This window comes from Streptomyces sp. NPDC014676, assembly GCF_043084105.1.
In the GTDB taxonomy this organism is placed as follows: Bacteria; Actinomycetota; Actinomycetes; order Streptomycetales; family Streptomycetaceae; genus Streptomyces.
Genome location: NZ_JBIBZI010000003.1, coordinates 128,989 through 151,091, shown reverse-complemented (window position 1 = coordinate 151,091; position 22,103 = coordinate 128,989). Strand labels below are relative to the sequence as shown.

At 73.2% G+C, this 22,103-nt stretch carries 21 protein-coding genes; 15 read left to right on the top strand and 6 right to left on the bottom strand.

Annotation, left to right across the window (positions count from 1 at the left end):
• Positions 1 to 63 precede the first annotated feature (63 nt).
• A complete protein-coding gene (locus tag ACF1DX_RS09420) occupies positions 64 to 378 on the top strand; it encodes a DUF5955 family protein (RefSeq protein WP_391790596.1) in 315 nt (104 codons plus the stop codon).
• A gap of 117 nt (positions 379 to 495) precedes the next feature.
• Here ACF1DX_RS09420 and ACF1DX_RS09415 read toward each other — a convergent pair whose 3' ends face one another.
• The gene (locus tag ACF1DX_RS09415; RefSeq protein WP_391790595.1) at positions 496 to 1,302 is read right to left on the bottom strand and encodes an IclR family transcriptional regulator; all 807 of its coding nucleotides are present in this window, start codon (positions 1,300 to 1,302) and stop codon (positions 496 to 498) included.
• A 241-nt stretch (positions 1,303 to 1,543) separates the two neighbouring features.
• Between ACF1DX_RS09415 and allB the strand changes: the two genes are divergently transcribed.
• On the top strand, positions 1,544 to 2,884 hold the full coding sequence (gene allB / locus ACF1DX_RS09410) for an allantoinase AllB (RefSeq protein WP_391790594.1): 1,341 nt from the start codon (positions 1,544 to 1,546) through the stop codon (positions 2,882 to 2,884).
• A 26-nt stretch (positions 2,885 to 2,910) separates the two neighbouring features.
• Entirely contained in the window at positions 2,911 to 3,990 is a 1,080-nt protein-coding gene (gene alc, locus ACF1DX_RS09405) for an allantoicase (protein ID WP_391790593.1), read from the top strand.
• 135 nt (positions 3,991 to 4,125) lie between these two features.
• Here alc and ACF1DX_RS09400 read toward each other — a convergent pair whose 3' ends face one another.
• Complete coding sequence (locus ACF1DX_RS09400) at positions 4,126 to 4,878, bottom strand: SDR family oxidoreductase (protein WP_391790592.1); 753 nt, start codon at positions 4,876 to 4,878, stop codon at positions 4,126 to 4,128.
• A 134-nt stretch (positions 4,879 to 5,012) separates the two neighbouring features.
• Here ACF1DX_RS09400 and ACF1DX_RS09395 point away from each other — a divergent pair, with 134 nt between their 5' ends.
• A complete protein-coding gene (locus tag ACF1DX_RS09395; protein WP_391790591.1) occupies positions 5,013 to 5,639 on the top strand; it encodes a dihydrofolate reductase family protein in 627 nt (208 codons plus the stop codon).
• A gap of 41 nt (positions 5,640 to 5,680) precedes the next feature.
• Here ACF1DX_RS09395 and ACF1DX_RS09390 read toward each other — a convergent pair whose 3' ends face one another.
• Positions 5,681 to 5,881 (bottom strand): hypothetical protein, encoded by a 201-nt coding sequence (locus tag ACF1DX_RS09390; RefSeq protein ID WP_391790590.1) that lies wholly within the window; start codon positions 5,879 to 5,881, stop codon positions 5,681 to 5,683.
• Between the two features lie 179 nt (positions 5,882 to 6,060).
• Here ACF1DX_RS09390 and ACF1DX_RS09385 point away from each other — a divergent pair, with 179 nt between their 5' ends.
• Positions 6,061 to 7,311 (top strand): sensor histidine kinase, encoded by a 1,251-nt coding sequence (locus ACF1DX_RS09385; protein ID WP_391790589.1) that lies wholly within the window; start codon positions 6,061 to 6,063, stop codon positions 7,309 to 7,311.
• Positions 7,312 to 7,369: 58 nt separating this feature from the next.
• Positions 7,370 to 8,044 carry a response regulator gene (locus ACF1DX_RS09380; protein ID WP_391790588.1) on the top strand — a complete coding sequence of 225 codons (675 nt, stop codon included), beginning with the start codon at positions 7,370 to 7,372 and terminating at the stop codon, positions 8,042 to 8,044.
• Positions 8,045 to 8,046: 2 nt separating this feature from the next.
• Here ACF1DX_RS09380 and ACF1DX_RS09375 read toward each other — a convergent pair whose 3' ends face one another.
• Positions 8,047 to 9,069, bottom strand: a complete 1,023-nt coding sequence (locus tag ACF1DX_RS09375; RefSeq protein ID WP_391790587.1) for a Gfo/Idh/MocA family oxidoreductase — start codon at positions 9,067 to 9,069, stop codon at positions 8,047 to 8,049.
• Positions 9,070 to 9,185: 116 nt separating this feature from the next.
• Between ACF1DX_RS09375 and ACF1DX_RS09370 the strand changes: the two genes are divergently transcribed.
• The 8 genes from ACF1DX_RS09370 to ACF1DX_RS09335 all read left to right on the top strand — a co-directional run bounded on the left by ACF1DX_RS09370 (position 9,186) and on the right by ACF1DX_RS09335 (position 19,845).
• Complete coding sequence (locus ACF1DX_RS09370; RefSeq protein ID WP_030869682.1) at positions 9,186 to 9,935, top strand: GntR family transcriptional regulator; 750 nt, start codon at positions 9,186 to 9,188, stop codon at positions 9,933 to 9,935.
• A 171-nt stretch (positions 9,936 to 10,106) separates the two neighbouring features.
• Entirely contained in the window at positions 10,107 to 11,111 is a 1,005-nt protein-coding gene (locus tag ACF1DX_RS09365) for a sugar ABC transporter substrate-binding protein (RefSeq protein ID WP_391790586.1), read from the top strand.
• Positions 11,108 to 12,175 carry an ABC transporter permease gene (locus tag ACF1DX_RS09360; protein ID WP_391790585.1) on the top strand — a complete coding sequence of 356 codons (1,068 nt, stop codon included), beginning with the start codon at positions 11,108 to 11,110 and terminating at the stop codon, positions 12,173 to 12,175. The genes ACF1DX_RS09365 and ACF1DX_RS09360 overlap by 4 nt, the downstream gene beginning before the upstream one ends.
• Positions 12,172 to 12,987: an ATP-binding cassette domain-containing protein gene (locus ACF1DX_RS09355; protein WP_391790584.1), complete on the top strand. Its 816-nt coding sequence runs from the start codon at positions 12,172 to 12,174 to the stop codon at positions 12,985 to 12,987. The genes ACF1DX_RS09360 and ACF1DX_RS09355 overlap by 4 nt, the downstream gene beginning before the upstream one ends.
• A gap of 90 nt (positions 12,988 to 13,077) precedes the next feature.
• Positions 13,078 to 14,226, top strand: coding sequence for an ROK family glucokinase (locus tag ACF1DX_RS09350; protein WP_030869668.1), 1,149 nt, complete (start codon positions 13,078 to 13,080; stop codon positions 14,224 to 14,226).
• A complete protein-coding gene (locus tag ACF1DX_RS09345) occupies positions 14,223 to 14,801 on the top strand; it encodes a sugar kinase (RefSeq protein ID WP_391790583.1) in 579 nt (192 codons plus the stop codon). Before ACF1DX_RS09350 ends, ACF1DX_RS09345 begins: the two co-directional genes overlap by 4 nt.
• Before the next feature lie 98 nt (positions 14,802 to 14,899).
• Positions 14,900 to 17,788: a DEAD/DEAH box helicase gene (locus tag ACF1DX_RS09340; RefSeq protein WP_391790582.1), complete on the top strand. Its 2,889-nt coding sequence runs from the start codon at positions 14,900 to 14,902 to the stop codon at positions 17,786 to 17,788.
• Positions 17,785 to 19,845 (top strand): SWIM zinc finger family protein, encoded by a 2,061-nt coding sequence (locus ACF1DX_RS09335; RefSeq protein ID WP_391790581.1) that lies wholly within the window; start codon positions 17,785 to 17,787, stop codon positions 19,843 to 19,845. Before ACF1DX_RS09340 ends, ACF1DX_RS09335 begins: the two co-directional genes overlap by 4 nt.
• Positions 19,846 to 19,859: 14 nt before the next feature.
• Here the strand turns inward: ACF1DX_RS09335 and ACF1DX_RS09330 are convergent, their stop codons facing one another.
• Both ACF1DX_RS09330 and ACF1DX_RS09325 read right to left on the bottom strand, forming a co-directional pair.
• Positions 19,860 to 20,225, bottom strand: a complete 366-nt coding sequence (locus ACF1DX_RS09330; protein WP_391790580.1) for an ArsR/SmtB family transcription factor — start codon at positions 20,223 to 20,225, stop codon at positions 19,860 to 19,862.
• A gap of 204 nt (positions 20,226 to 20,429) precedes the next feature.
• Positions 20,430 to 20,804 (bottom strand): hypothetical protein, encoded by a 375-nt coding sequence (locus ACF1DX_RS09325; RefSeq protein WP_391790579.1) that lies wholly within the window; start codon positions 20,802 to 20,804, stop codon positions 20,430 to 20,432.
• Between the two features lie 580 nt (positions 20,805 to 21,384).
• Between ACF1DX_RS09325 and ACF1DX_RS09320 the strand changes: the two genes are divergently transcribed.
• On the top strand, positions 21,385 to 21,990 hold the full coding sequence (locus ACF1DX_RS09320; protein ID WP_391790578.1) for a hypothetical protein: 606 nt from the start codon (positions 21,385 to 21,387) through the stop codon (positions 21,988 to 21,990).
• The last annotated feature ends 113 nt before the right edge of the window (positions 21,991 to 22,103 follow it).

Sequence of the window (22,103 nt, the reverse complement as noted above, 5' to 3'; positions counted from 1 at the left end):
ACCGGCCGGCGGGGCGCCGCGGCCGGTCGGGGAGGCGCACGACGACGTGTCAGGGGGAGGACTGTGTTGCGCAGCGTGGAGCAAAGGCGTGTGCCCGGCAGTCAGGTGGACCCACGGGTGGCGGAGCTGCGCTCCGCCGTGTCCCGGTTACGCCGTCAGCTCGCCGCCCATCCCGGGGACTTCCGGGACCGGAGCATCGCGGAGGAGGAACTCGCCGCGCTGGCCGGGATGGCCGCCGCCGGCGATCCCGAGATCCCCCGGCTGCGCCGTTCCCTGCTGCTGATCGCGGGCGCGATCGGCTCGGTGAGCGCGCTGGGGCAGGGCGTGCGGGAACTGTGCGAGGCGGTGGACCTGTTCGGCCCCTCACCGCGCGGCTGACGCACGGCCCGTCGCCACGTGGCTGACGCACGGCTCGTCACCGCGCGGGTGACGCACGGCCCGTCACCGCGTGGCTGACGCACGGCTCGTCACCGCGCGGGTGAACGCGCGCCCCGATCAGCTCGTGGGGCCGGTGCCCGGCGTGGTGAGCGCCTCGGAGAGTTCCGCCGCGACCTGCTGGAGCACCGGCACGATCCTCTCCGTCGCCGACTCCGTGACCCGCCCCGCCGGGCCCGAGATGGAGATCGCCGCCGCCGTGGGGGAGTCCGGCACCGGTACGGCGAGGCAGCGGACGCCGATCTCCTGCTCGTTGTCGTCCATCGCGTAGCCCAGGCGGCGCACGTCCTCCAGCGCGGCGAGGAAGCCGTCCGGTGTGGTGATGGTCCTGTCCGTCGCGGCGGGCATGCCGGTGCGGCCGAGCAGGGCCCGCACCTCCTCCGGCGGGAAACCGGCCAGCAGGGCCTTGCCCACGCCCGTGGAGTGCGGCAGGACGCGCCGGCCCACCTCGGTGAACATCCGCATGGAGTGCTTCGACGGCACCTGCGCCACGTACACGACCTCGTCCCCGTCGAGCAGTGCCATGTTCGCCGTCTCGCCGGTCTCCTCCACCAGGCGGGCCAGATACGGCCGCGCCCAGGTGCCGAGCAGCCGGGAGGCGGACTCGCCGAGCCGGATCAGCCGCGGGCCCAGCGCGTAACGGCGGTTGGGCTGCTGGCGTACGTAGCCGCAGGCGACGAGCGTGCGCATCAGGCGGTGGATGGTCGGCAGGGGTAGCCCGCTGCTCGCGGACAGCTCGCTCAGGCCGACCTCGCCGCCCGCGTCCGCCATCCGTTCCAGCAGATCGAAGGCGCGCTCGAGGGACTGCACGCCGCCACTGGCGGCGGACCGGGCGGAGTCGTTGGTGCTGGCGCTGGACGTCGGCACGGCGCGTTCCTTTCGGGGCCTGGCAGGAAGGGCAGAAGCCTACCCGGCAGCCGGTCGGCGGCCCGCTTGTGCGGAGCTATGTTCTGCTGAACGGAAGTGTAATTCCGCTCTGTGGAATGGTCCAGAGGCGGTCGCCGAGCCGTGTCGCGGGGCGGTCGTCCCTTGACGGCCCGGAACCGGCGGGGAAGACTCCTTCAACAGAACGTTGAATTCCATCCGGCAGAAGGTCAGGAGGACCCGGGTGTCCGACGCCGAACAGGTGCTGCGTTCCACGCGCGTCATCACCCCCGAGGGGACGCGCGCCGCGTCCGTCACGGTCGCCGGCGGCACGATCACGGCCGTCCTGCCGTACGACGCACCCGTCCCCGGCGGCGCCCGCCTGGAGGACCTCGGCGACGACGTCCTGCTGCCCGGCCTGGTCGACACCCACGTGCACGTCAACGACCCCGGCCGTACCGAGTGGGAGGGCTTCCGGACCGCCACCCGCGCCGCGGCGGCCGGCGGCATCACCACGCTGATCGACATGCCGCTCAACTCCCTCCCGCCCACCACCACCGTCGGCCACCTGCGCACCAAACGGCGGGTCGCCGCCGACAAGGCCCACATCGACGTCGGCTTCTGGGGCGGCGCCCTGCCGGACAACGTCAAGGACCTGCGCCCGCTGCACGAGGCCGGCGTCTTCGGCTTCAAGGCCTTCCTGTCACCGTCGGGCGTCGACGAGTTCCCGCCCCTCGACCAGGAGCGACTGGCCCGGTCCCTGGCGGAGATCGCCGCCTTCGACGGCCTGCTGACCGTGCACGCCGAGGACCCGCACCACCTCGCCGCCGCCCCGCGGCACGGCGGCCCGAAGTACGCCGACTTCCTCGCCTCTCGCCCGCGCGACGCCGAGAACGCTGCCGTCGCACACCTCGTCGACCAGGCGAAACGCCGGGGCGCGCGGGTGCACGTACTCCACCTCTCCTCCGGCGACGCGCTCCCCGTGATCGCCGCGGCCAAGGCGGACGGCGTACGCGTCACCGTCGAGACCTGCCCCCACTACCTCACCCTCACCGCGGAGGAAGTCCCGGACGGAGCCAGCGAGTTCAAGTGCTGCCCGCCCATCCGCGAGGCCGCCAACCAGGACCTGCTCTGGCAGGCCCTGGCGGACGGCACCATCGACTGCGTCGTCACCGACCACTCCCCGTCCACCGCCGACCTCAAGACGGACGACTTCGCCACCGCCTGGGGCGGCATCTCCGGCCTCCAGCTCAGCCTGCCGGCCGTCTGGACCGAGGCCCGCCGACGCGGCCACGGCCTGGAGGACGTGGTGCGCTGGATGTCGGCGCGCACGGCGGCGCTCGTCGGACTCGACGCGCGCAAGGGCGCCATCGCACCCGGTCACGACGCCGACTTCTCCGTCCTCGCCCCCGACGAGACCTTCACCGTCGACCCGGCGGCGCTCCAGCACCGCAACCGTGTGACGGCGTACGCGGGCAGGACCCTGTACGGCGTCGTGAAGTCCACCTGGCTGCGCGGCGAACGCATCCTCGCCGACGGCGAGTTCACCGAACCGAAGGGCCGGCTGCTCACCCGCTCCCACTGACCCCCGAAAGGCAGGACCGGATCACCGTGACGGCGATCGAGAGCTTCACCGGCGACGCGCACCCCTACACCGGCGGCGACCCCTACGCGGACTACCGCACCGCCGACTTCCCCTTCACCCACCACGCCGACCTCGCCGACCGCCGGCTCGGCGCCGGGGTCATCGCCGCCAACGACGAGTTCTTCGCCCAGCGCGAGAACCTCCTGCTGCCCGGACGCGCCGAGTTCGACCCCGAGCGCTTCGGACACAAGGGCAAGATCATGGACGGCTGGGAGACCCGGCGCCGGCGCGGCACCTCCGCCGCACACCCCTGGCCGGCGGACGAGGACCACGACTGGGCGTTGATCCGGCTCGGCGCCCCCGGAGTCGTCCGCGGGATCGTCGTGGACACCGCCCACTTCCGCGGCAACCACCCGCAGGCCGTGTCCGTCGAGGGCACGTCGGTGGCGGGCTCCCCGTCCCCGGAGGAACTGCTCTCGGACGACGTGACGTGGACGACGCTCGTCCCGCGCACCCCGGTCGGCGGCCACGCGGCCAACGGCTTCGCCGTCACGGACGAACAGCGCTTCACCCACCTGCGCCTCAAGCAGCACCCCGACGGCGGCATCGCCCGGCTGCGCGTGTACGGCGAGGTCGTGCCCGATCCGGCGTGGCTGGCGGCACTCGGCACCTTCGACGTCGTCGCGCTGGAGAACGGCGGCCGGGTCGAGGACGCCTCGGACCGCTTCTACTCACCGGCCGTCAACACCATCCGTCCCGGCCGCTCCCGGAGGATGGACGACGGCTGGGAGACCCGCCGCCGCCGCGACCGGGGCCACGACTGGATCCGCTACCGCCTGACCGGCCGGTCGCGGATCCGCGCCCTGGAGATCGGCACCGCGTACCTGAAGGGCAACAGCGCCGGCTGGGCGTCGGTCTCGGTGAAGGACGGCGACGACGGCGACTGGCGGGAGATCCTCCCCCGCACCCGCCTCCAGCCCGACACCGACCACCGCTTCGTCCTCCCCACCCCGGCGACAGCCACCCACGCCCGCGTGGACATCCACCCCGACGGCGGCATCTCCCGGCTGCGCCTCTTCGGCTCCCTGACGGAACAGGACAGCTGACCCCACCACAGCCGCAGCCGCGGGCAGTCGTGCCGCTGGGGCGGCACGGGTGGGCGCAGCGGCACCCGGCAACCGCCGACAGGGCAACCCCCGGGCGTGGCGACTGTCATCCCAGCCGCCACGCCCGGGCGGACATCACGCCGCGTGCCCCCCGTCCACCGAGAACTCCGCCCCGGTGACATACGCCGCCCCCGCCAGATGAGCGATCGTCTCCGCGACCTCCTCCGCCCTCCCGAACCGCCCCACCGCGGTCATCGCCGCCTGCCCGTCCGCGTGAGGCCCGCCCGCCGGGTTCATGTCCGTGTCGATCGGCCCCGGATGAACGATGTTCGCCGTGATCCCCCGCCCGCCCAGCTCGCGGGCCAGCGCCTTCGTCAGCCCCACCAGCGCCGACTTGCTCATCGTGTACAGCGTCCCGCCCGGCCCGGGCACCCGCTGGGTCATGCACGTGCCGACGGTGATGATCCGCCCCCCGCGCGGCATGAAGGCGACCGCCGCGCGGGAGGCGAGGAAGACCCCGCGCACGTTCACCGCGAGCACCCGGTCGACATCGGCGAGGGACAGCGTCTCCACCGGACCGAGCACACCGACCCCCGCGTTGTTCACCAGCACGTCCAGCCGCCCCAGCTCCCGCGCGGCGGCGGTCACCGCCCCGGCCGCCTCCTCCGGGTCACCGGCGTCCGCCCGCAGGGCCACCGCGCGGCGCCCCAGCGCCTCCACGGCCCGTACGACCTCCTCGGCTGCCTCCTTGCCGTTCACGTACGTCACCGCGACGTCCGCGCCCTCCCGCGCCAGCCGCAGCGCCGTCGCCGCGCCGATCCCACGGCTGCCGCCGGTCACCAACGCCACCTTGTTGAGCAGGTTCTTCACAGAAGTGTCTGTCGTCATGCACCCATCCCAGCGCCCCCGCTTCCCGGTCGCTGGCGGCGAACGGACGTCGACCTGCCGCACCACCGATGAGTTGCGGTTCCCACCGGGGTCTGAACGGATGACAGCACATCCCCGGAAGGCAGGAACCCGTCATGGGCAAGCTCGTAGTCACCACCTTCGTCACCCTCGACGGCGTCTACCAGGCCCCCGGCGGCCCCCAGGAGGACACCAGGGACGGCTTCGAACAGGGAGGCTGGAGCGTCCCCTACGGGGACGAGGACTTCGGCCGGTTCGTCAACGGGGTCTTCTCCCGTGTGGGCGCCTTCCTCCTCGGCCGTCGTACGTACGACATCTTCGCCTCGTACTGGCCGAAGATGACTGACCCCGCCGACCCGGTCGCCGGCAAACTGAACGCGCTGCCGAAGTACGTCGCCTCCGCCGGCCTCACCGACCCCGGATGGGCCGGCACCACCGTGATCCGCGGCGACCTCGCCAAGGAGGTCACCGCCCTCAAGGAGCGCACCGACGGCGAGCTCCAGCTCCACGGCAGCGGCGCCCTCGCCCGGTCCCTGTTCGCGCTCGACCTCGTGGACACCCTGCACCTGCTGACCTTCCCGGTCGTCCTCGGCGCCGGGCGCCGCCTGTTCCCGGAGGGCTCGATGCCGAGCGCCTTCCGGCACACCGGCGGAGAGATCACCGCCGCGGGCGTGTCCATCCAGACCTACGACTTCTCCGGCCGTCCCGCGTACGGCTCGTACGAGCTCCCGGGGAACGCCTGACCCCGGCCGCACCGGTGGACGCCGCCGCCCGGACGGCGGTGTCAGCCGGGCTTCCGGCTCTCCGCGGCGGCGAACAGGGCGCCGCTCAGCACCAGCAGGGCGACGCTCGCGAAGAGTTCGTAACCGTCGAGGAACGAGAACCGGTGGACGAGCCCCCAGTCCCAGCCGGCGAGCTCGCTCACCAGACCCGCCACCCCCTGCACCAGGGCGAGGAAACCCAGAACCTCCAGCAATTGCTTCATGCCACCGACTCTCGCCCCGCGGATCCCCCACCCGCATCGGCCGCGGGGCGATCCCTTCCCGACCGAAGACGGCACTCCGCGCCGGCCGACGCGCCGAAAGTCTGCGGTGCCGCGACTTCGGTAGCCGATCCCGTCGGCGAGGCTGTGCCGGGACCGCCCCCTGCGTAGATTTGCCGACCGTGACTGGTGACAAGGCGGCGCGGACCGCCCCGGTGTTCACGGGGCGCCGATGGTTCTTCCCGTCCGCCCTCATCCACGAACTCGACCCCGACGCGGCCCGCTCCGGGCGACGGCCCCGGCGCACCGTGCGCGACTGGGTCGTCGACTTCGCCTGCTTCCTGCTGGCCGTGCTCGTGGGCCTGGCGGGCGCCGAGACGCTCCGCGACAACCACGACATCCCGCACGCGCTGGCCGTCGTCGACCAAGGGCTCGGCGCGCTGTCGTGCGCCGCGGTCTGGCTGCGTCGGCGGTGGCCGCTCGCGCTGGCCGTCGTGATGGTCCCGGTCAGCTTCTTCTCGGAGACCGCCGGCGGTGTGGCGATCATCTCCCTGTTCACGCTCGCCGTGCACCGGCCCTTCCGGTACGTGGCCTGGGTGGGCGGTATCCAGACAGCGCTCGTGCCGCTGTACTTCTGGTGGCGCCCCGACCCCGACCTGCCGTACCTAGCCGCGCTCGTCCTCGTCGTCGCACTGACGGCCGCGACCGTCGGCTGGGGCATGTTCGTACGGTCCAAACGGCAGCTCATGCTGAGCCTGCGGGACCGGGCGCGGCGGGCCGAAACCGAGGCGCGGCTGCGGGCCGAGCAGGCGCAGCGACTCGCGCGGGAGGCCATCGCGCGGGAGATGCACGACGTGCTCGCGCACCGGCTGACGCTGCTGAGCGTGCACGCGGGCGCCCTGGAGTTCCGGCCCGACGCCCCGCGCGAGGAGGTCGCGCGGGCGGCCGGCGTCATCCGGGAGAGCGCGCACGAGGCGCTGCAGGACCTGCGGGAGATCATCGGTGTGCTGCGGGCCGGCGACTCCGACGACGCGGGCCGGCCGCAGCCGACGCTCGCGGCGCTCGACACCCTGGTCGCCGAGTCCCGGCGGGCCGGCATGAAGGTCACCCTGGAGCAGCGGGTCGCCGACCCGGCCGGCGTCCCCGCCTCCGTGGGCCGCACCGCCTACCGGATCGCCCAGGAGGGCCTGACTAACGCCCGCAAGCACGCCCCCGGCACGGAGGTCACCGTGTCGGTCATCGGCGGCCCGGGGCAGGGCCTCACCGTGACCGTGCGCAACCCCGCGCCGGAGGGGGACGTACCGCATGTGCCCGGCGCCGGGCAGGGCCTGATCGGTCTCACCGAGCGGGCGACCCTGGCGGGCGGCGCCCTGGAGCACGGGCCCGCCTCCGACGGCGGGTTCGAGGTACGGGCCCGGCTGCCGTGGGGCTGAACCGGGACCGGCCGGTGCGTGTGTCCCCGCCCCGCCCGGCCGTGATTGTCTACGGGCCATGACTGCGATCAGAGTGCTCCTCGTCGACGACGACCCGCTGGTGCGGGCCGGGCTGTCCTTCATGATGGGCGGCGCGGACGACATCGAGATCGTCGGTGAGGCCGCCGACGGCGGCGAGGTCGAGGCGCTCGTCGACCGCACCCGGCCGCACGTCGTCCTCATGGACATCCGGATGCCGACGGTGGACGGTCTCACCGCCACCGAGTCGCTGCGCCGGCGCGAGGACGCCCCGCAGGTCGTGGTGCTCACCACCTTCCACGCCGACGAGCAGGTGCTGCGCGCGCTCCGCGCGGGTGCCGCCGGGTTCGTCCTCAAGGACACCCCGCCCGCCGAGATCGTCGCCGCGGTGCGCCGGGTCGCGGCCGGCGACCCGGTGCTGTCGCCGACCGTCACCCGGCAGTTGATGGCACACGCGGCCGGCACCGCCGCCGACACACGGCGTACGCGCGCGCGTGCGCGCGTCGCGGACCTCAACGACCGCGAACGCGAGGTCGCCGTCGGGGTGGGCCGGGGCCTGGCCAACGCCGACATCGCCGCCGAGCTCTACATGAGCGTGGCCACCGTCAAGACCCACGTCTCCCGGATCCTGGCCAAGCTCGGCCTCAACAACCGCGTCCAGATCGCCCTGCTCGCCCACGACGCCGGCCTCCTGGAGGAGCCCGGGGAGCACTGATCTCAGGTGTACGCCGCCGTCGCCCCGCTCACCAGCTCCGTCGGCCGGACCGGTCTGCGCTCCCGCCGGGACAGCTCGCACGCCTCCGCGATCAGCAGCGCCTGGAGGGCCTCCCGCCCGTCGCACGGGTTGGCCCGCTCGCCCCGCACCACCTCGACGAACGCGACCAGCTCGGCCTCGTACGCGGGCCCGAACCGCTCCAGGAACCCCGTCCACGGCTTGTCCGCGGCCGGTGGCCCGGTCGGCTCGGTGGACGCGATCGGCGTACGGTCGTCCAGGCCGACGGCGATCTGGTCCCGCTCCCCGGCGAGCTCCATGCGCACTTCGTAGCCGGCTCCGTTCAGCCGGGTCGCGGTGACCGTGGCGAGGGTGCCGTCGTCGAGGGTGAGGAGCGCCGCGCCGGTGTCCACGTCGCCCGCCTCGCGGAACATGGCGGGACCGGCGTCGGACCCGGCCGCGTAGACCTCCGTGACCTCCCGGCCGGTCACCCAGCGCAGCATGTCGAAGTCGTGGATCAGGGTGTCCCGGTACAGCCCGCCGGACTGCGGCAGGTACCCGGCCGACGGCGGCTCGGCGTCGCCGGCCATCGCCCGTACGGTGTGCAGCCGCCCGAGCCTGCCCGAGCGCACCGCCTCCCGCGCGCCCGTGTACCCGGCGTCGAAGCGGCGCTGGAACCCCATCTGCAGGACGGTCCCGGCCGTCTCGACCTCCGTGATCGCCTGTAACGTGCCCGCCAGGTCCAGGGCGATGGGCTTCTCGCAGAACACCGGCAGCCCCGCGCGGGCCGCCCGGCCGATCAGATCGGCGTGGGCGGACGTGGAGGCCGTGATCACCACGGCGTCCACGCCCCAGGTGTAGATCTCGTCCACCCCGGGCGCCGCCGTCTCGCCGAGCCGATGGGCGAGGGCCTGGGCCCGCGCCGGATCGACGTCCGTGAGGATCAGGGAGCCGACATCGCGGTGCCTGCTGAGTGTGTGAGCGTGAATGGTGCCGAGACGGCCCGTACCGATGACCCCGATGCGCATGGAAACAAAGTGGGGCCCGCGCCGCCCCCTGTCAATGCGTATGTCCGGACAACCGAACTACACAACTTCCCGTCAACAGCGCACGGGGCTACGCTCGGCCCGTGCCGAAACCAGAAGTGGACCCGACCGTACAGCTGGAGCTGAGCGTGGACCGGGGCTCCCCCGTGCCGTTGTACTTCCAGCTGTCCCAGCAGCTGGAGTCCGCCATCGAGCACGGCGTGCTGACCCCCGGCACCCTGCTGGGCAACGAGATCGAGCTCGCCGCGCGGCTCGGTCTGTCCCGGCCGACGGTCCGCCAGGCCATCCAGTCCCTCGTCGACAAGGGCCTGCTGGTGCGCCGCCGCGGAGTCGGCACCCAGGTGGTGCACAGCCAGGTCAAACGTCCGCTGGAGCTCAGCAGTCTCTACGACGACCTGGAGGCGGCCGGGCAGCGCCCCGCCACCACGGTGCTGGTCAACACCGTCGTCCCGGCGTCCGCCGAGGTCGCGGCCGCGCTCGGGGTGGCCGAGGACAGTGAGGTGCACCGGATCGAACGGCTGCGGCTCACCCACGGGGAGCCGATGGCGTACCTGTGCAACTACCTGCCGCCCGGCCTGCTCGACCTGGACACCGGCCAGCTGGAGGCCACCGGCCTGTACCGGCTGATGCGGGCCGCCGGGATCACCCTGCACAGCGCCCGCCAGACCATCGGCGCCCGCGCCGCCACCGCCGACGAGGCCGAGCGCCTCGACGAGCGGACCGGCGCCCCGCTGCTCACCATGCAGCGCGTGACCTTCGACGACACCGGCCGCGCGGTGGAGTTCGGCACCCACACCTACCGGCCCTCCCGCTACTCGTTCGAGTTCCAGCTGCTTGTACGGTCCTGACAATCCGGCGCGATACGCACCCGGTGCCGTCCTGATGTCAGGACAATGTGACCGGCTTTTGGTCCCCGCGCGGGGACGCCCGATGCCCGTGTTCGAGAATGGGGCGTTTGGGGCCGGTGCGGTCATCAGCCCCTTGCACACGCAAGAGCACAGCAAGAAGGGCAAGTCCTCGTGTCACGGTTTTCGACCTGGGTGGGCATCGCGCTGGCGGGGGCGCTGACTCTCTCGCTCGCCGGATGCAGCAGTACCGGCGGCAAACGGGCGGAGGACGCCCGCGCGGCCGCGGCGGCCCAGGGGCGGGCGGCGGTGAACACCCCCCGCTGGACCTTCGCGATGGTCACCCACGCGGGGGACGGCGACACCTTCTGGGACATCGTCCGCGGCGGCGCCGAGCAGGCCGCGGTGAAGGACAACATCCGCTTCCTCTACTCGCACGACGACGAGGCCCAGCAGCAGGCACAGCTCGTGGACGCGGCCGTCGACAAGAAGGTGGACGGCATCATCGTCACCCTCGCCAAGCCGGACGCGATGAAGGCGTCCCTCGCCCGCGCCCGTGAGGCCGGTATCCCGGTCGTCACCGTGAACAGCGGCTCGGCCGAGTCGAAGGAGTTCGGCGCGCTCACCCACATCGGCCAGGACGAGACGGTCGCCGGCGAGGCGGTCGGCGAGGAGCTGAACGAGCGGGGCCGCAAGAAGGCCCTCTGCGTCCTGCACGAGCAGGGCAACGTCGGTCACGAGCAGCGCTGCGACGGTGTGGGGAAGACCTTCGACGGCACGCTGGTCCGCCTCCACGTCAACGGCACGAGCATGCCCGACGTGCAGTCGGCGATCGAGGCCCGGCTCCAGTCCGACGCCGCCGTGGACGCCGTCGTCACCCTCGGCGCCCCCTACGCCGACACCGCCGTGAAGGCCCGCGAGGGCGCGGGCAGCGACGCCGAGGTCGACACCTTCGACCTCAACGCCAAGGTCGCCGCCGGCCTGAAGGACGGCAGCCTCGGCTTCGCCGTCGACCAGCAGCCCTACCTCCAGGGCTACGAGGCGGTCGACCTGCTGTGGCTGTACCGGTACAACGCCGACGTCCTCGGCGGCGGCCGGCCCGTGCTCACCGGACCGCAGATCATCACCGAGGATGACGCCGCCGCGCTCGAGGACTACACGCAGCGGGGCACCCGATGAGCGCGACGACTCCCGGCGTATCCCCCGATGTCTCCTCCGACACCCCTGATGAAAGGTTTCTGCACAGCTCTTCGCCGCTCCAGCGGCTGCTGACCAGACCCGAGCTCGGCTCCCTCGTCGGCGCGATCGCCGTCTTCTGCTGCTTCGCCCTCGCCGCCGACGGCTTCCTGCGCGCCTCCAGCCTCGGCACCGTGCTCTACGCCTCCTCCACCATCGGCATCATGGCCGTCCCGGTGGCGCTGCTGATGATCGGCGGCGAGTTCGACCTGTCGGCCGGGGTCCTGGTCACGTCGTCGGCACTGGTGTCGTCGATGTTCAGCTATCAGATGACCGCCAACGTCTGGGTCGGCGTCGGCGTGTCCCTGCTGGTCACGCTCGCCGTCGGTGCCTTCAACGGCATCATGCTGGCCCGCACGAAACTGCCGAGCTTCATCGTCACGCTCGGCACCTTCCTGATGCTGACCGGCATGAACCTCGGCTTCACCAAGCTGATCAGCGGCACCGTCTCCACCAGGACCATCGCCGACATGGAGGGCTTCACCACCGCGCGGGCCCTGTTCGCGTCGACCCTCACCGTCGGCGGCACGCACATCAAGGTCACCGTCCTGTGGTGGCTCGCCCTGGTCGCCCTCGGCAGCTGGATCCTGCTGCGCACCCGCGCCGGCAACTGGATCTTCGCGGTCGGCGGCAACGAGAACGCCGCCCGCGCGGTGGGCGTCCCCGTGGCCCGGACCAAGACCGCCCTCTACATGGGCGTCGCCCTCGGCGCCTGGATCTGCGGCCAGCACCTGCTCTTCTCCTACGACGTCGTCCAGTCCGGCGAGGGCGTCGGCAACGAGCTGATCTACATCATCGCGGCCGTCATCGGCGGCTGCCTGATCACCGGCGGCCACGGCAGCGCCGTCGGCTCGGCGGTCGGCGCGCTGCTCTTCGGCATGACCAGCAAGGGCATCGTCTTCGCCGAGTGGAACCCCGACTGGTTCAAGTTCTTCCTCGGAGCGATGCTGCTCCTCGCCACCCTGCTCAACACCTGGGTACGCCGCCGCGCGGAGGCCTCGAAATGACACGGACCGCCCCCCGACCGGCCCTCGTGGAGCTGTCCGGCGTCAGCAAGCACTACGGCAACGTCCGCGCCCTCGAAGGCGTCTCGCTGGAGGTGCGCGCGGGTGAAATCACCTGTGTGCTGGGTGACAACGGCGCCGGCAAGTCCACCCTGATCAAGATCATCGCGGGACTGCACCGGCACGACGGCGGCACCCTCGCCCTCGACGGGGAGGAGACCCGCCTGGCCTCCCCGCGCGAGGCCCTGGACCGGGGCATCGCCACCGTCCACCAGGATCTGGCCGTCGTCCCGCTGATGCCGGTCTGGCGGAACTTCTTCCTCGGCTCCGAGTCGCGCAAGGGCACCGGCCCCTTCAAGCGCATGGACGTCGACCACATGCGCCGCACCACCCGCGCGGAACTCCTCCGCATGGGCATCGACCTCCGCGACGTGGACCAGCCCATCGGCACCCTCTCCGGCGGCGAACGCCAGTGCGTGGCCATCGCCCGCGCGGTGCACTTCGGGGCGAAGGTCCTCGTCCTGGACGAACCGACGGCGGCCCTGGGCGTGAAGCAGTCGGGCGTGGTCCTGAAATATGTGTCGGCGGCACGCGACGAGGGCCTGGGCGTCGTCTTCATCACCCACAACCCGCACCACGCGTACCTGGTGGGCGACAGATTCGTCCTGCTGAAACGCGGCACGATGGCCGGCAACCACACACGGGACGAGATCACCCTGGACGAGCTGACCCAGCAGATGGCAGGCGGAAACGAGCTGGACGATCTACGCCACGAACTGCAGTTGGCCCAGGGGCGCGGGGAACTGCGCGAGTAACCACGACGCACCCGCACCCGGCCATGATCCGCACCACCCCCACCTGCCCCGCACCACAATCACCGCACCGGTGCGGCACAATCGCACACGATGAGCACCTACCGCGACTTCACCGCCCCCATCGGCTCCCGCCGCGCCCCGGTCCTGAGAACCGTCGGCACCCGTGAGCGCCGCTCCCACCTGACGGCGCCCCGCGTCCCGACGGTCGGCATCGACATCGGCGGCACCAAGGTGATGGCGGGCGTCGTCGACGCCGACGGCAACATCCTGGAACGGCTGCGCACGGAGACCCCGGACAAGTCCAAGAGCCCCAAGGTCGTCGAGGACACCATCGTCGAACTGGTGCTGGACCTGTCCGACCGGCACGACGTGCACGCGGTCGGCATCGGCGCGGCCGGCTGGGTCGACGCCGACCGCAACCGCGTGCTGTTCGCCCCCCACCTGTCCTGGCGCAACGAACCGCTGCGCGACCGGATCGCCGAACGTCTCGCCGTCCCCGTCCTGGTGGACAACGACGCCAACACCGCCGCCTGGGCCGAGTGGCGCTTCGGCGCCGGCCGCGGCGAGGACCACCTCGTCATGATCACGCTCGGCACCGGCATCGGCGGCGCGATCCTGGAGGACGGGCAGGTCAAGCGCGGCAAGTACGGGGTGGCCGGCGAGTTCGGCCACATGCAGGTCGTCCCCGGCGGCCACCGCTGCCCCTGCGGCAACCGCGGCTGCTGGGAGCAGTACAGCTCCGGCAACGCGCTGGTCCGCGAGGCCCGCGAGCTGGCCGCCGCCGACTCACCGGTCGCCTACGGGATCATCGAGCACGTCAAGGGCAACATCGCCGACATCAGCGGCCCGATGATCACCGAGCTGGCCCGCGAGGGCGACGCCATGTGCATCGAGCTGCTCCAGGACATCGGTCAGTGGCTCGGCGTCGGCATCGCCAACCTCGCCGCCGCCCTCGACCCCTCCTGCTTCGTCATCGGCGGTGGCGTCTCCGCCGCCGACGACCTGCTGATCGGCCCCGCACGGGACGCCTTCAAGCGGCACCTCACCGGCCGCGGCTACCGCCCCGAGGCCCACATCGTCCGCGCCCAGCTCGGCCCCGAGGCCGGCATGGTCGGCGCCGCCGACCTCGCCCGGCTGGTCGCCCGCCGCTTCCGCCGCGCCAAGCGCCGCCGGGTCGAGCGCTACGAACGCTACGAGCGGTACGCGGAGGCCCGCCGCACCACCCAGGAGTCGCTGTGAGCGACGAGTCCCCCCGGCGGGCGGTCCCCCCGGACGCGCCCCGCCCGGCCGAGGACCGGCGGCACATGATCCGCCGCAGGGCACTCACCCTGCTGATCATCGTGCTGCTCATCGGCGTCCCGGCCGGATATCTGGTGATCTCCGCGAACCAGAGCCGGGCCAGCGGCAAGGACAAGGAGGCGAAGTACTCCGCGACCGGCCTCACCGAGGGCTGGCCGTCGAAGGTGCAGCGCCGCCTCTACCAGGTGCCCGTCCCGCACCCCGCCTGGTGGGTGGCCTCCTACGAGACCAACAACTGGAAGACCAGCCGCCTCTACGTCGAGTTCGAGACCACCGACGCGGGCCTGAGCGCCTTCCTCACCAGCATGGGCGTGCGGGAGAGCGCCCTGAAGCAGGACGACATCACCATCAGCGAGCGCGACCGGGACGTCACCGGCTGGACGTTCGACGGACCCGGCACCTGGTCCGGCCTCGTCCACGAGCAGAAGGAGCCGGCGCCCACCCACGACGTCGTCGTCAACCACGACAAGCCGGGTTATCCGAGGGTGTACGTCGTCTCCCGCACCGTGCCCTGACCCCGCCCGTCCCACCGGCCGCCGGGGCCGATTGTCAGACCCCGCCCGTAGAGTCGGGGACGACTGATCCGACAGGCGGGCGGGAGGTGGCAGGACGTATGAGCGAGCGGACCGTGACGGCCGGGCGGGACACCGGCGGCGCGGGCGGGACGGACGTCCCCGTCCGGCTCGCGGCCGTCTTCCTCCCGGCACCCCTCCCGCGCGAGGGACGCGTCGCCTTCTACGACCCCGAGGGCGGCCCCGACGGCGAAGGCCCGCCCGGACCACCCGACGCCTCCGCGTCGCACACCGACCTCACCGTCGTCCGCCCGCACGGCACGGGGGTGCGGCGGCGGACCACCCCGGCGCTCTCCCTCCCCGTCGACGAGGCCCTGCCGCTGCTGGTCCGCGCCCGGCACGACCCCGCGGCCCACCCCGCCACCGCCTGCTGGGGCGCCGCCGCCCTGCACGCCCTGCGGCTCACCGCCCGCGGCCGGCTGCTGCCCGGTCTGACCGCCGCCGGCCACGACGCCTGGCGCGCCGGCCCGCTCGACCCCGACGACGTGGCGCACCTGCGCGCGGTGGCCGCCGCCCTGCCCCACGAGGGCCACGCCGTCCCGCTGCCCGGCCCCGGCCCCCTCCGGCTGCCCCGGCCGGAGGCGCTGGTGCGCGCCTTCCTGGACGCGGTCGCCGACACCCTGCCCCGCACCCCGGCCGCGCCGTACGCCTCGGGGCCGCCGTTCGCCGCGCGCAAGGCGCAGCGGCTGCCCGACGCCCACGACTGGGCCGCCGAGGTCGCCGCCGGCATGGACGCCGGCGTACGGATCTCGCTCCGCCTCGACCTGTCCGCCTACGACCTCTTCGACACCGGTGAGGGTGCCGGCGGGGACGGAAGCGGCGCCCGCGGCGCGGGCGCCGCGATCGTGCAGGTGCACAGCCTCGCCGACCCGACCCTGGTGGCCGACGCGGCGGCCCTGTGGGCGGGCGCGGCGGACAGCGCCTTCGGCCCCCGCGCGCGGGTGGACGCCGCCCTCGCGGTGCGCCGCGCGGCCCGGGTCTGGCCACCGCTGGACCGGCTCTCCGGCCAGGACGTGCCCGATGTGCTGGCCCTGTCCGAGGAGGAGCTGAACGACCTGCTGGGCGTGGCGGCCACCCGGCTCGCCGCCGCCGGCGTCGCCGTGCACTGGCCCCGGGACCTCGCCCAGGACCTGACCGTCACGGCGGTGGTCCGCCCGGCTCCGGGCTCGGCGAAGGACGGCACCGGCTTCTTCGAGAGCGAGGACCTGCTGCGGTTCGGCTGGCAGCTCGCCCTCGGCGGCGACCCGCTCACCGAGGCCGAGATGGACGCCCTGGCCGAGGCCCACCGTCCCGTCGTACGGCTGCGCGACCGGTGGGTGCTGGTCGACCCCGCCCTCGTCCGCAAGGCCCGCCAACGGGACCTGGGGCTGCTCGACCCGGTCGACGCGCTGGCCGTCGCCCTCACCGGCCGCGCGGAGGTCGACGGGGAGACGGTCGAGGCGGTCCCGGCCGGCGCCCTCGCCGCCCTCCGCGACCGCCTGACCGCAGGGGTGCGGCCCGCCGAGCCGCCGCCCGGCCTCGACGCCACCCTGCGCGACTACCAGCTGCGGGGCCTGGCCTGGCTGGACCTCATGACCTCCCTCGGCCTCGGCGGCTGCCTCGCCGACGACATGGGCCTGGGCAAGACCATCACCCTCATCGCGCTGCATCTGAAGCGGGCCCGCACCGAGCCGACCCTGGTGGTCTGCCCGGCCTCGCTGCTCGGCAACTGGCAGCGGGAGATCACCCGGTTCGCGCCCGGCGTCCCCGTGCGCCGCTTCCACGGCCCCGACCGCACCCTGGACGGCCTCGACGGCGGCTTCGTCCTCACCACCTACGGCACCATGCGCTCCGCCGCACCGGAGCTGGCCGGGCGGACGTGGGGCATGGTCGTCGCCGACGAGGCACAGCACGTCAAGAACCCCCACTCCGCGACCGCGAAGGCACTGCGGACGATCCCGGCCCCCGCGCGGGTGGCGCTCACCGGCACCCCCGTGGAGAACAACCTCTCCGAACTGTGGGCCCTCCTCGACTGGACGACCCCCGGACTCCTCGGCCCGCTGAAGTCCTTCCGTGCCCGGCACGCGCGCGCGGTGGAGACCGGCGAGGACGAGGAGGCCGTCGAGCGCCTCGCCCGCCTGGTCCGCCCCTTCCTGCTGCGGCGCAAGAAGTCCGACCCCGGCATCGTCCCCGAACTGCCGCCCAAGACCGAGACGGACCACCCGGTACCGCTCACCCGCGAACAGGCCGCGCTGTACGAGGCGGTGGTGCGCGAGTCGATGCACGCCATCGAGACCGCACAGGGCATGGGCCGGCGCGGACTGGTGCTGAAGCTGCTGACCTCGCTCAAGCAGATCTGCGACCACCCGGCGCTCTACCTGAAGGAGGAGCACGAGCGCGCCGGAGGCGACCGGCTCGTGGCCCGCTCCGGCAAACTGGCCCTGCTGGACGAGCTGCTGGACACCCTGCTCGCCGAGGACGGCTCCGCCCTGGTCTTCACGCAGTACGTCGGGATGGCCCGACTGATCACCGCGCACCTCGCCGGGCGCGCGGTCCCCGTCGAGCTCCTCCACGGCGGTACGCCGGTGGCGGAGCGGGAGCACATGGTGGACCGCTTCCAGAGCGGCGCCACCCCGGTCCTGGTGCTCTCCCTCAAGGCCGCCGGCACCGGCCTCAACCTCACCCGCGCGGGCCATGTCGTCCACTTCGACCGCTGGTGGAACCCCGCGGTGGAGGAGCAGGCCACCGACCGCGCGTACCGCATCGGCCAGACCCAGCCCGTCCAGGTCCACCGCCTCGTCACCGAGGGCACGGTCGAGGACCGCATCGCCGAGATGCTGGAGTCCAAGCGCGCCCTCGCCGACGCGATCCTCGGCTCCGGCGAGGCGGCCCTCACGGAGCTGTCCGATCGTGATCTGTCCGACCTGGTGTCCCTGCGGAGGCCGGTATGACCCCCCGCCCCTCCGACGAGGCCCGCGAGGCCCTGCGCGCGGCCCGCGCGCGGGCGACCCGCGAGCCGGCGGCCACGGCCGCACCGGAGCACCGGCCCGCTCCCGATCAGCCGGCCGCCCCGGTCCCGACCACCGGACAGCCCGACCGTGCTCATCGGCCCGCCCGGCCCGAAACCCGGGAACACCGCCCGGGCGACGTGGCCCGCGAGGCGCTGCGGCAGGCGGTGCGGGCCCGGCGCGGTACGGCGGGGCCCGCCGACGCGGCGGACCCGGACCATGAGGGCACCGGCGCACCGGCGGCGCACCCTCCCGCGGAGGACCGGGCACCCCGTGAGGAGCGGCCCCACGGTGACGGGCCGCCCACCGCCGGGACGCCGTCCGGGGACCCGGCGGCCGTGGCCGGCGGTGGCACCGGACACCGCGCGGTCCCGCGCCCCGGGGACATCGCACGGGAGGCCCTGCGTTCCGCGCGCGGGGAAGCGCCGCGGACGCGTCCGGCACCGGACGGCCGTACGACGGGCGCCGAGCCCCGTGCACGGCGCGCCCCGTCACCCCGCGTCCCGCGCACGACCCGCGGCGACCGTGCCGCCGACGCCCGGGCCCGCGAGGTGCGGGAGTCGCTCGCGGACGCCTTCCGCATGCCCGGAGCGGATGCGGAGACCGGCGACGCCCCCGGTCCGGGCGGCACCCCGGCGTCACCCGGCAACTCGCGCCCCAGCGGCGGAACTTCGGCTCCCCTCGGCCCTCCGGGGAACACCGCGCCGCCCGCACCCGCCACCCCCCGCTCCATGGCCGCCCCCGCCCGCGACGGCGACCTGCGCCGCACCTTCCCGGCGCTCCCGCCCCGCGCCCCGGACAGCGAGGGCTTCGCCGAGACCTGGTGGGGTGACGCGTGGGTCACGGCGCTGGAGGAGGGCGCACTGGACGCCGCCCGGCTCGCCCGCGGACGTGGATACGCCGAACAGGGCCGTGTGGACGCCATCACCGTCACGCCGGGACTGGTCCTCGCGTACGTGCAGGGCAGCCGTCCGCGGCCGTACCGCGTGCAGGTGCGGCTGCGGACGTTCACGGACGCCGACTGGGAGCGGTTCCTGGACGCCGCCGCAGACCGCCCCGGCCACATCGCGGCGCTGCTGGACAAGGAGATGCCCCAGTCCCTCGCCGACTGCGGGGCGGCGCTGCTGCCCGGTCCCGGCGACCTCGTCCCGCAGTGCGGCTGCCCCGATTCCGGCCACCCCTGCAAGCACGCCGCGGCCCTCTGCTACCAGACGGCCCGGCTGCTCGACGCCGACCCGTTCGTGCTGCTCCTGCTGCGCGGACGCGGTGAACGCCAGGTGATCGACGCGCTGTCCCGGCTCAGCGCCACCCGCGCGGCCCGCGCCGCCCGGGAGAGGGAACCGGAACCCCTGCCCGGCGTACGGGCGGCCGACGTCCTCGCCCGACGCGACCGCGCCCTCCCTCCGCTCCCGGCCCCGTTGCCCCCACCACCGCACCCCGGGCAGCCGCCCGTGTACCCCGCGTCCCCGGGCGGTCCCGACCCGTTCGCGCTGGACCAGCTGGCCACCGATGCCGCCGCCCGCGCGCACGCCCTGCTCACCACCGGCCGTGACCCGGTCGGCCGGCTCACCCTCTGGCAGGACGCGGTGCGGCTCGCCGCCGCCCGCCCCGGCTCCGGCCTGACCGCGGCGACGCGCACGCTGTACTCCTCCCTCGCCAGAGCCGCCGGCCGCACCCCCGCCGAACTGGCGCGCGCGGTCGCCGCGTGGCGCCAGGGCGGTCCGACGGGCCTCGCCGTCCTCGAGGAGCCCTGGGACCCGCCGGCCGGCCGCTTCGACCGTGCCCGCCCGCTCCTCCTCGCCGCCGACCTCCCCGCCTTCCGCCCCTGGCGCAACCACCTCACCCACCCACGGGGCCACGTCCAGCTCCGCCTCGGCCGCGACCACCTGTGGTACGCCTACGAGTCCGAGCCGGGCCACGACGACTGGTGGCCCCGCGGCACCCCCGACCCGGACCCCGTGGGCGCCCTGACCGGTCTGGACGCACCGGCCGGCCTGTGAGGCCCCAGGGTTCCTCAGCCCCGTCTGCTCGCGGGGACCGGCGCCACGGGTGCGTCGGTCTGCCGGAGTTCGGCCAGGAGCTCGCTCTGGCCGGCCAGCAGTACGGTGAGGATCCGGCGGGCCGCGCGGAGGAGCTCGGCGACGTCGCCGCCGGCGAGGGCGTACCGGACGGTGGAGCCCTCCCGCACCGAGACGACGATGCCGGACCTCCTGAGCACGGCGAGCTGCTGCGAGAGGCTGGACGGCTCGATGTCGATGTCGGCGAGCAGGTCCCGCACCGGCACGGGCCCGTGCTGCAGCAGTTCCAGGACCCTGATGCGCACAGGGTGTCCCAGCATGCGGAAGAACTCCGCCTTGGCCTGGTAGAGGGGGACTTGCATGGGCGCGCACTCCCTGCCGCGTCGGGGATGTTCTCCACGGTGCGGCGGCGCCCTCACGGACGCGCCGCCGCACGGTGTGCTGTCCTTCGGAGCCGATCCTTCTCGCTCGGCCCGGCGCGCATCCACGGATTGGGGCCATGTTGATGTGATGACTTGAAGAAGTCTTCACATCATGGGCGCGCGTCGGCCCGGTTCCCGGGTCGTTCACACCTCCAGCTGTTCTTCGACCCGCTTGAGTTGGTGGCGGGCCATCGCCAGGTTCGACCGGGACTTGTCGAGTACGAGGTACAGGAACAGCCCGCTGCCGTTCCGCCCGCTGACCGGCCGGATGATGTGGTACTGGCTTTCGAGCGTGATGAGGATGTCCTCGATCTGGCCGGTCAGGCCCAGTAGTTCCATGGTGCGCACCTTGGCCCGGATGACATCCGTGTTGCCGGCGGCCGCGACGGTGAGATCCAGGTCCTTGCCCCCGCCCAGCGTCCCCAGGGCCATGCCGCTGGAGTAGTCGACGACGGCCGCTCCGAGCGACCCCTCGACGCCGGTCATGATGTCCTTCAGTGACACTTCGACAGTCGCCATGGACGTCTCCCTCATCTGTTGTTCCACGGGTTGCGTCGGCCTCGACGGGGCGGTGGTCCCCGCCCCGGCCGCGGTGGCACCGTAGGCAGGTGGCACCGGCCAGGGGGAACGGGTCTTCGGGGGTGACCCCTAATGACCGAATGCTCGCGCCAGGGAACCGGCGTCTGACCGGGATCGGTTCGAGAAGTTACCTCGGTGCCGCGCGAGACCGTGCGGTGCGCAACGCGGTGCACAACAGGGAACCTCACGTCGTACTCCGGCGGCACGACTGCGCCCCCGACCGTCGAGGGCCGGCACCGGACGGCGTCCACCGCCACCGTGAGGGTGGGTGGGCAGGACGTCGACCACCGCCTCCCTGTGAACAGCTCCGACTCCCCTGATCGCCGTGCCGGCCCTGAGCCGGCTCTCCTCTTCCGCGCCCTGCCCGAACCCGCCGTACCGGGACGTGAACGGCTTCAACCGAGCAGCCGGGAAGGAGGATCGTCCGCCGGAACCCGCATGCCTCCGAGACGATGTGCAGGCCCCGAACACGCACGGGCATGTCACGGGAAGCTCCGGTCCGGCGGAAAGGATGATGCGTATGGGACTTGCCTACAGCTACCAGATCTTCGTGCCTGCCCAGAACATCACCAGGACACTGCTCGAGCTCACCAAGCTGGCGCCGCCGACAAGTCGAGTGGCGCCGCTCACGGTCACCATGCCCGGCGGCGACCGGGTCGTCGTGCCGTTCACCTCTCATTTCAAGAGCGAACCGGTGGACTGTTCCACGGGCGGCAACCTCGAACTCGACACCTCGATCATGTTCGACGTCGACGAAGTGGTGCGTGATTTTTACGACAGTGACGCCGAACCCGACGAGTTCGGGAGAGTTCAGATCGGGTACATCCACCTCACGGTGAAGTTCGCGCCTGCGCGCCACCCGCACTTCGCGTCGCTGGACTTCATGGCCGCCACGTCGGGGATGAGTCGGCTGTTCGAGCGATCCGCAAGCGTCAGAACCGTGTTCACCGACCTCACCGCGGCCGGCGGCGGAGTGTGCTGTCTACTCGACACCGAGAGCGACACCTTCCGAACATGCTGGCTGAACGGTCAGCCGGTCCAGGACACGGTTCCCGGCCCTCGTTTCACCGACTACCGTTCACTCGTGGAAAGTTGGCCCGAACGCCGAAGTCTTTCCGCGACGTGACCGAACAGGAGCCCTCGCTGCCGGAGCCAGGGACCGCCGCCGCGCTGGACAGAGTCCCGCTCCAGCCTGCGTGATCGTGACCTTCCGCAACATCCTTCAGGGCTGAACCCGAG

Bases quoted from the DNA above. Each gene is read 5' to 3' on its own strand.
- ACF1DX_RS09380 (WP_391790588.1), top strand. From the start codon at position 7,370: ATGACTGCGATCAGAGTGCTCCTCGTCGACGACGACCCGCTGGTGCGG.
- ACF1DX_RS09375 (WP_391790587.1), bottom strand. From the start codon at position 9,069: ATGCGCATCGGGGTCATCGGTACGGGCCGTCTCGGCACCATTCACGCT.
- ACF1DX_RS09340 (WP_391790582.1), top strand. From the start codon at position 14,900: ATGAGCGAGCGGACCGTGACGGCCGGGCGGGACACCGGCGGCGCGGGC.
- ACF1DX_RS09325 (WP_391790579.1), bottom strand. From the start codon at position 20,804: ATGGCGACTGTCGAAGTGTCACTGAAGGACATCATGACCGGCGTCGAG.
- ACF1DX_RS09350 (WP_030869668.1), top strand. From the start codon at position 13,078: ATGAGCACCTACCGCGACTTCACCGCCCCCATCGGCTCCCGCCGCGCC.
- ACF1DX_RS09390 (WP_391790590.1), bottom strand. From the start codon at position 5,881: ATGAAGCAATTGCTGGAGGTTCTGGGTTTCCTCGCCCTGGTGCAGGGG.
- ACF1DX_RS09360 (WP_391790585.1), top strand. From the start codon at position 11,108: ATGAGCGCGACGACTCCCGGCGTATCCCCCGATGTCTCCTCCGACACC.
- ACF1DX_RS09330 (WP_391790580.1), bottom strand. From the start codon at position 20,225: ATGCAAGTCCCCCTCTACCAGGCCAAGGCGGAGTTCTTCCGCATGCTG.
- ACF1DX_RS09320 (WP_391790578.1), top strand. From the start codon at position 21,385: ATGGGACTTGCCTACAGCTACCAGATCTTCGTGCCTGCCCAGAACATC.
- ACF1DX_RS09395 (WP_391790591.1), top strand. From the start codon at position 5,013: ATGGGCAAGCTCGTAGTCACCACCTTCGTCACCCTCGACGGCGTCTAC.
- ACF1DX_RS09400 (WP_391790592.1), bottom strand. From the start codon at position 4,878: ATGACGACAGACACTTCTGTGAAGAACCTGCTCAACAAGGTGGCGTTG.
- ACF1DX_RS09355 (WP_391790584.1), top strand. From the start codon at position 12,172: ATGACACGGACCGCCCCCCGACCGGCCCTCGTGGAGCTGTCCGGCGTC.
- ACF1DX_RS09335 (WP_391790581.1), top strand. From the start codon at position 17,785: ATGACCCCCCGCCCCTCCGACGAGGCCCGCGAGGCCCTGCGCGCGGCC.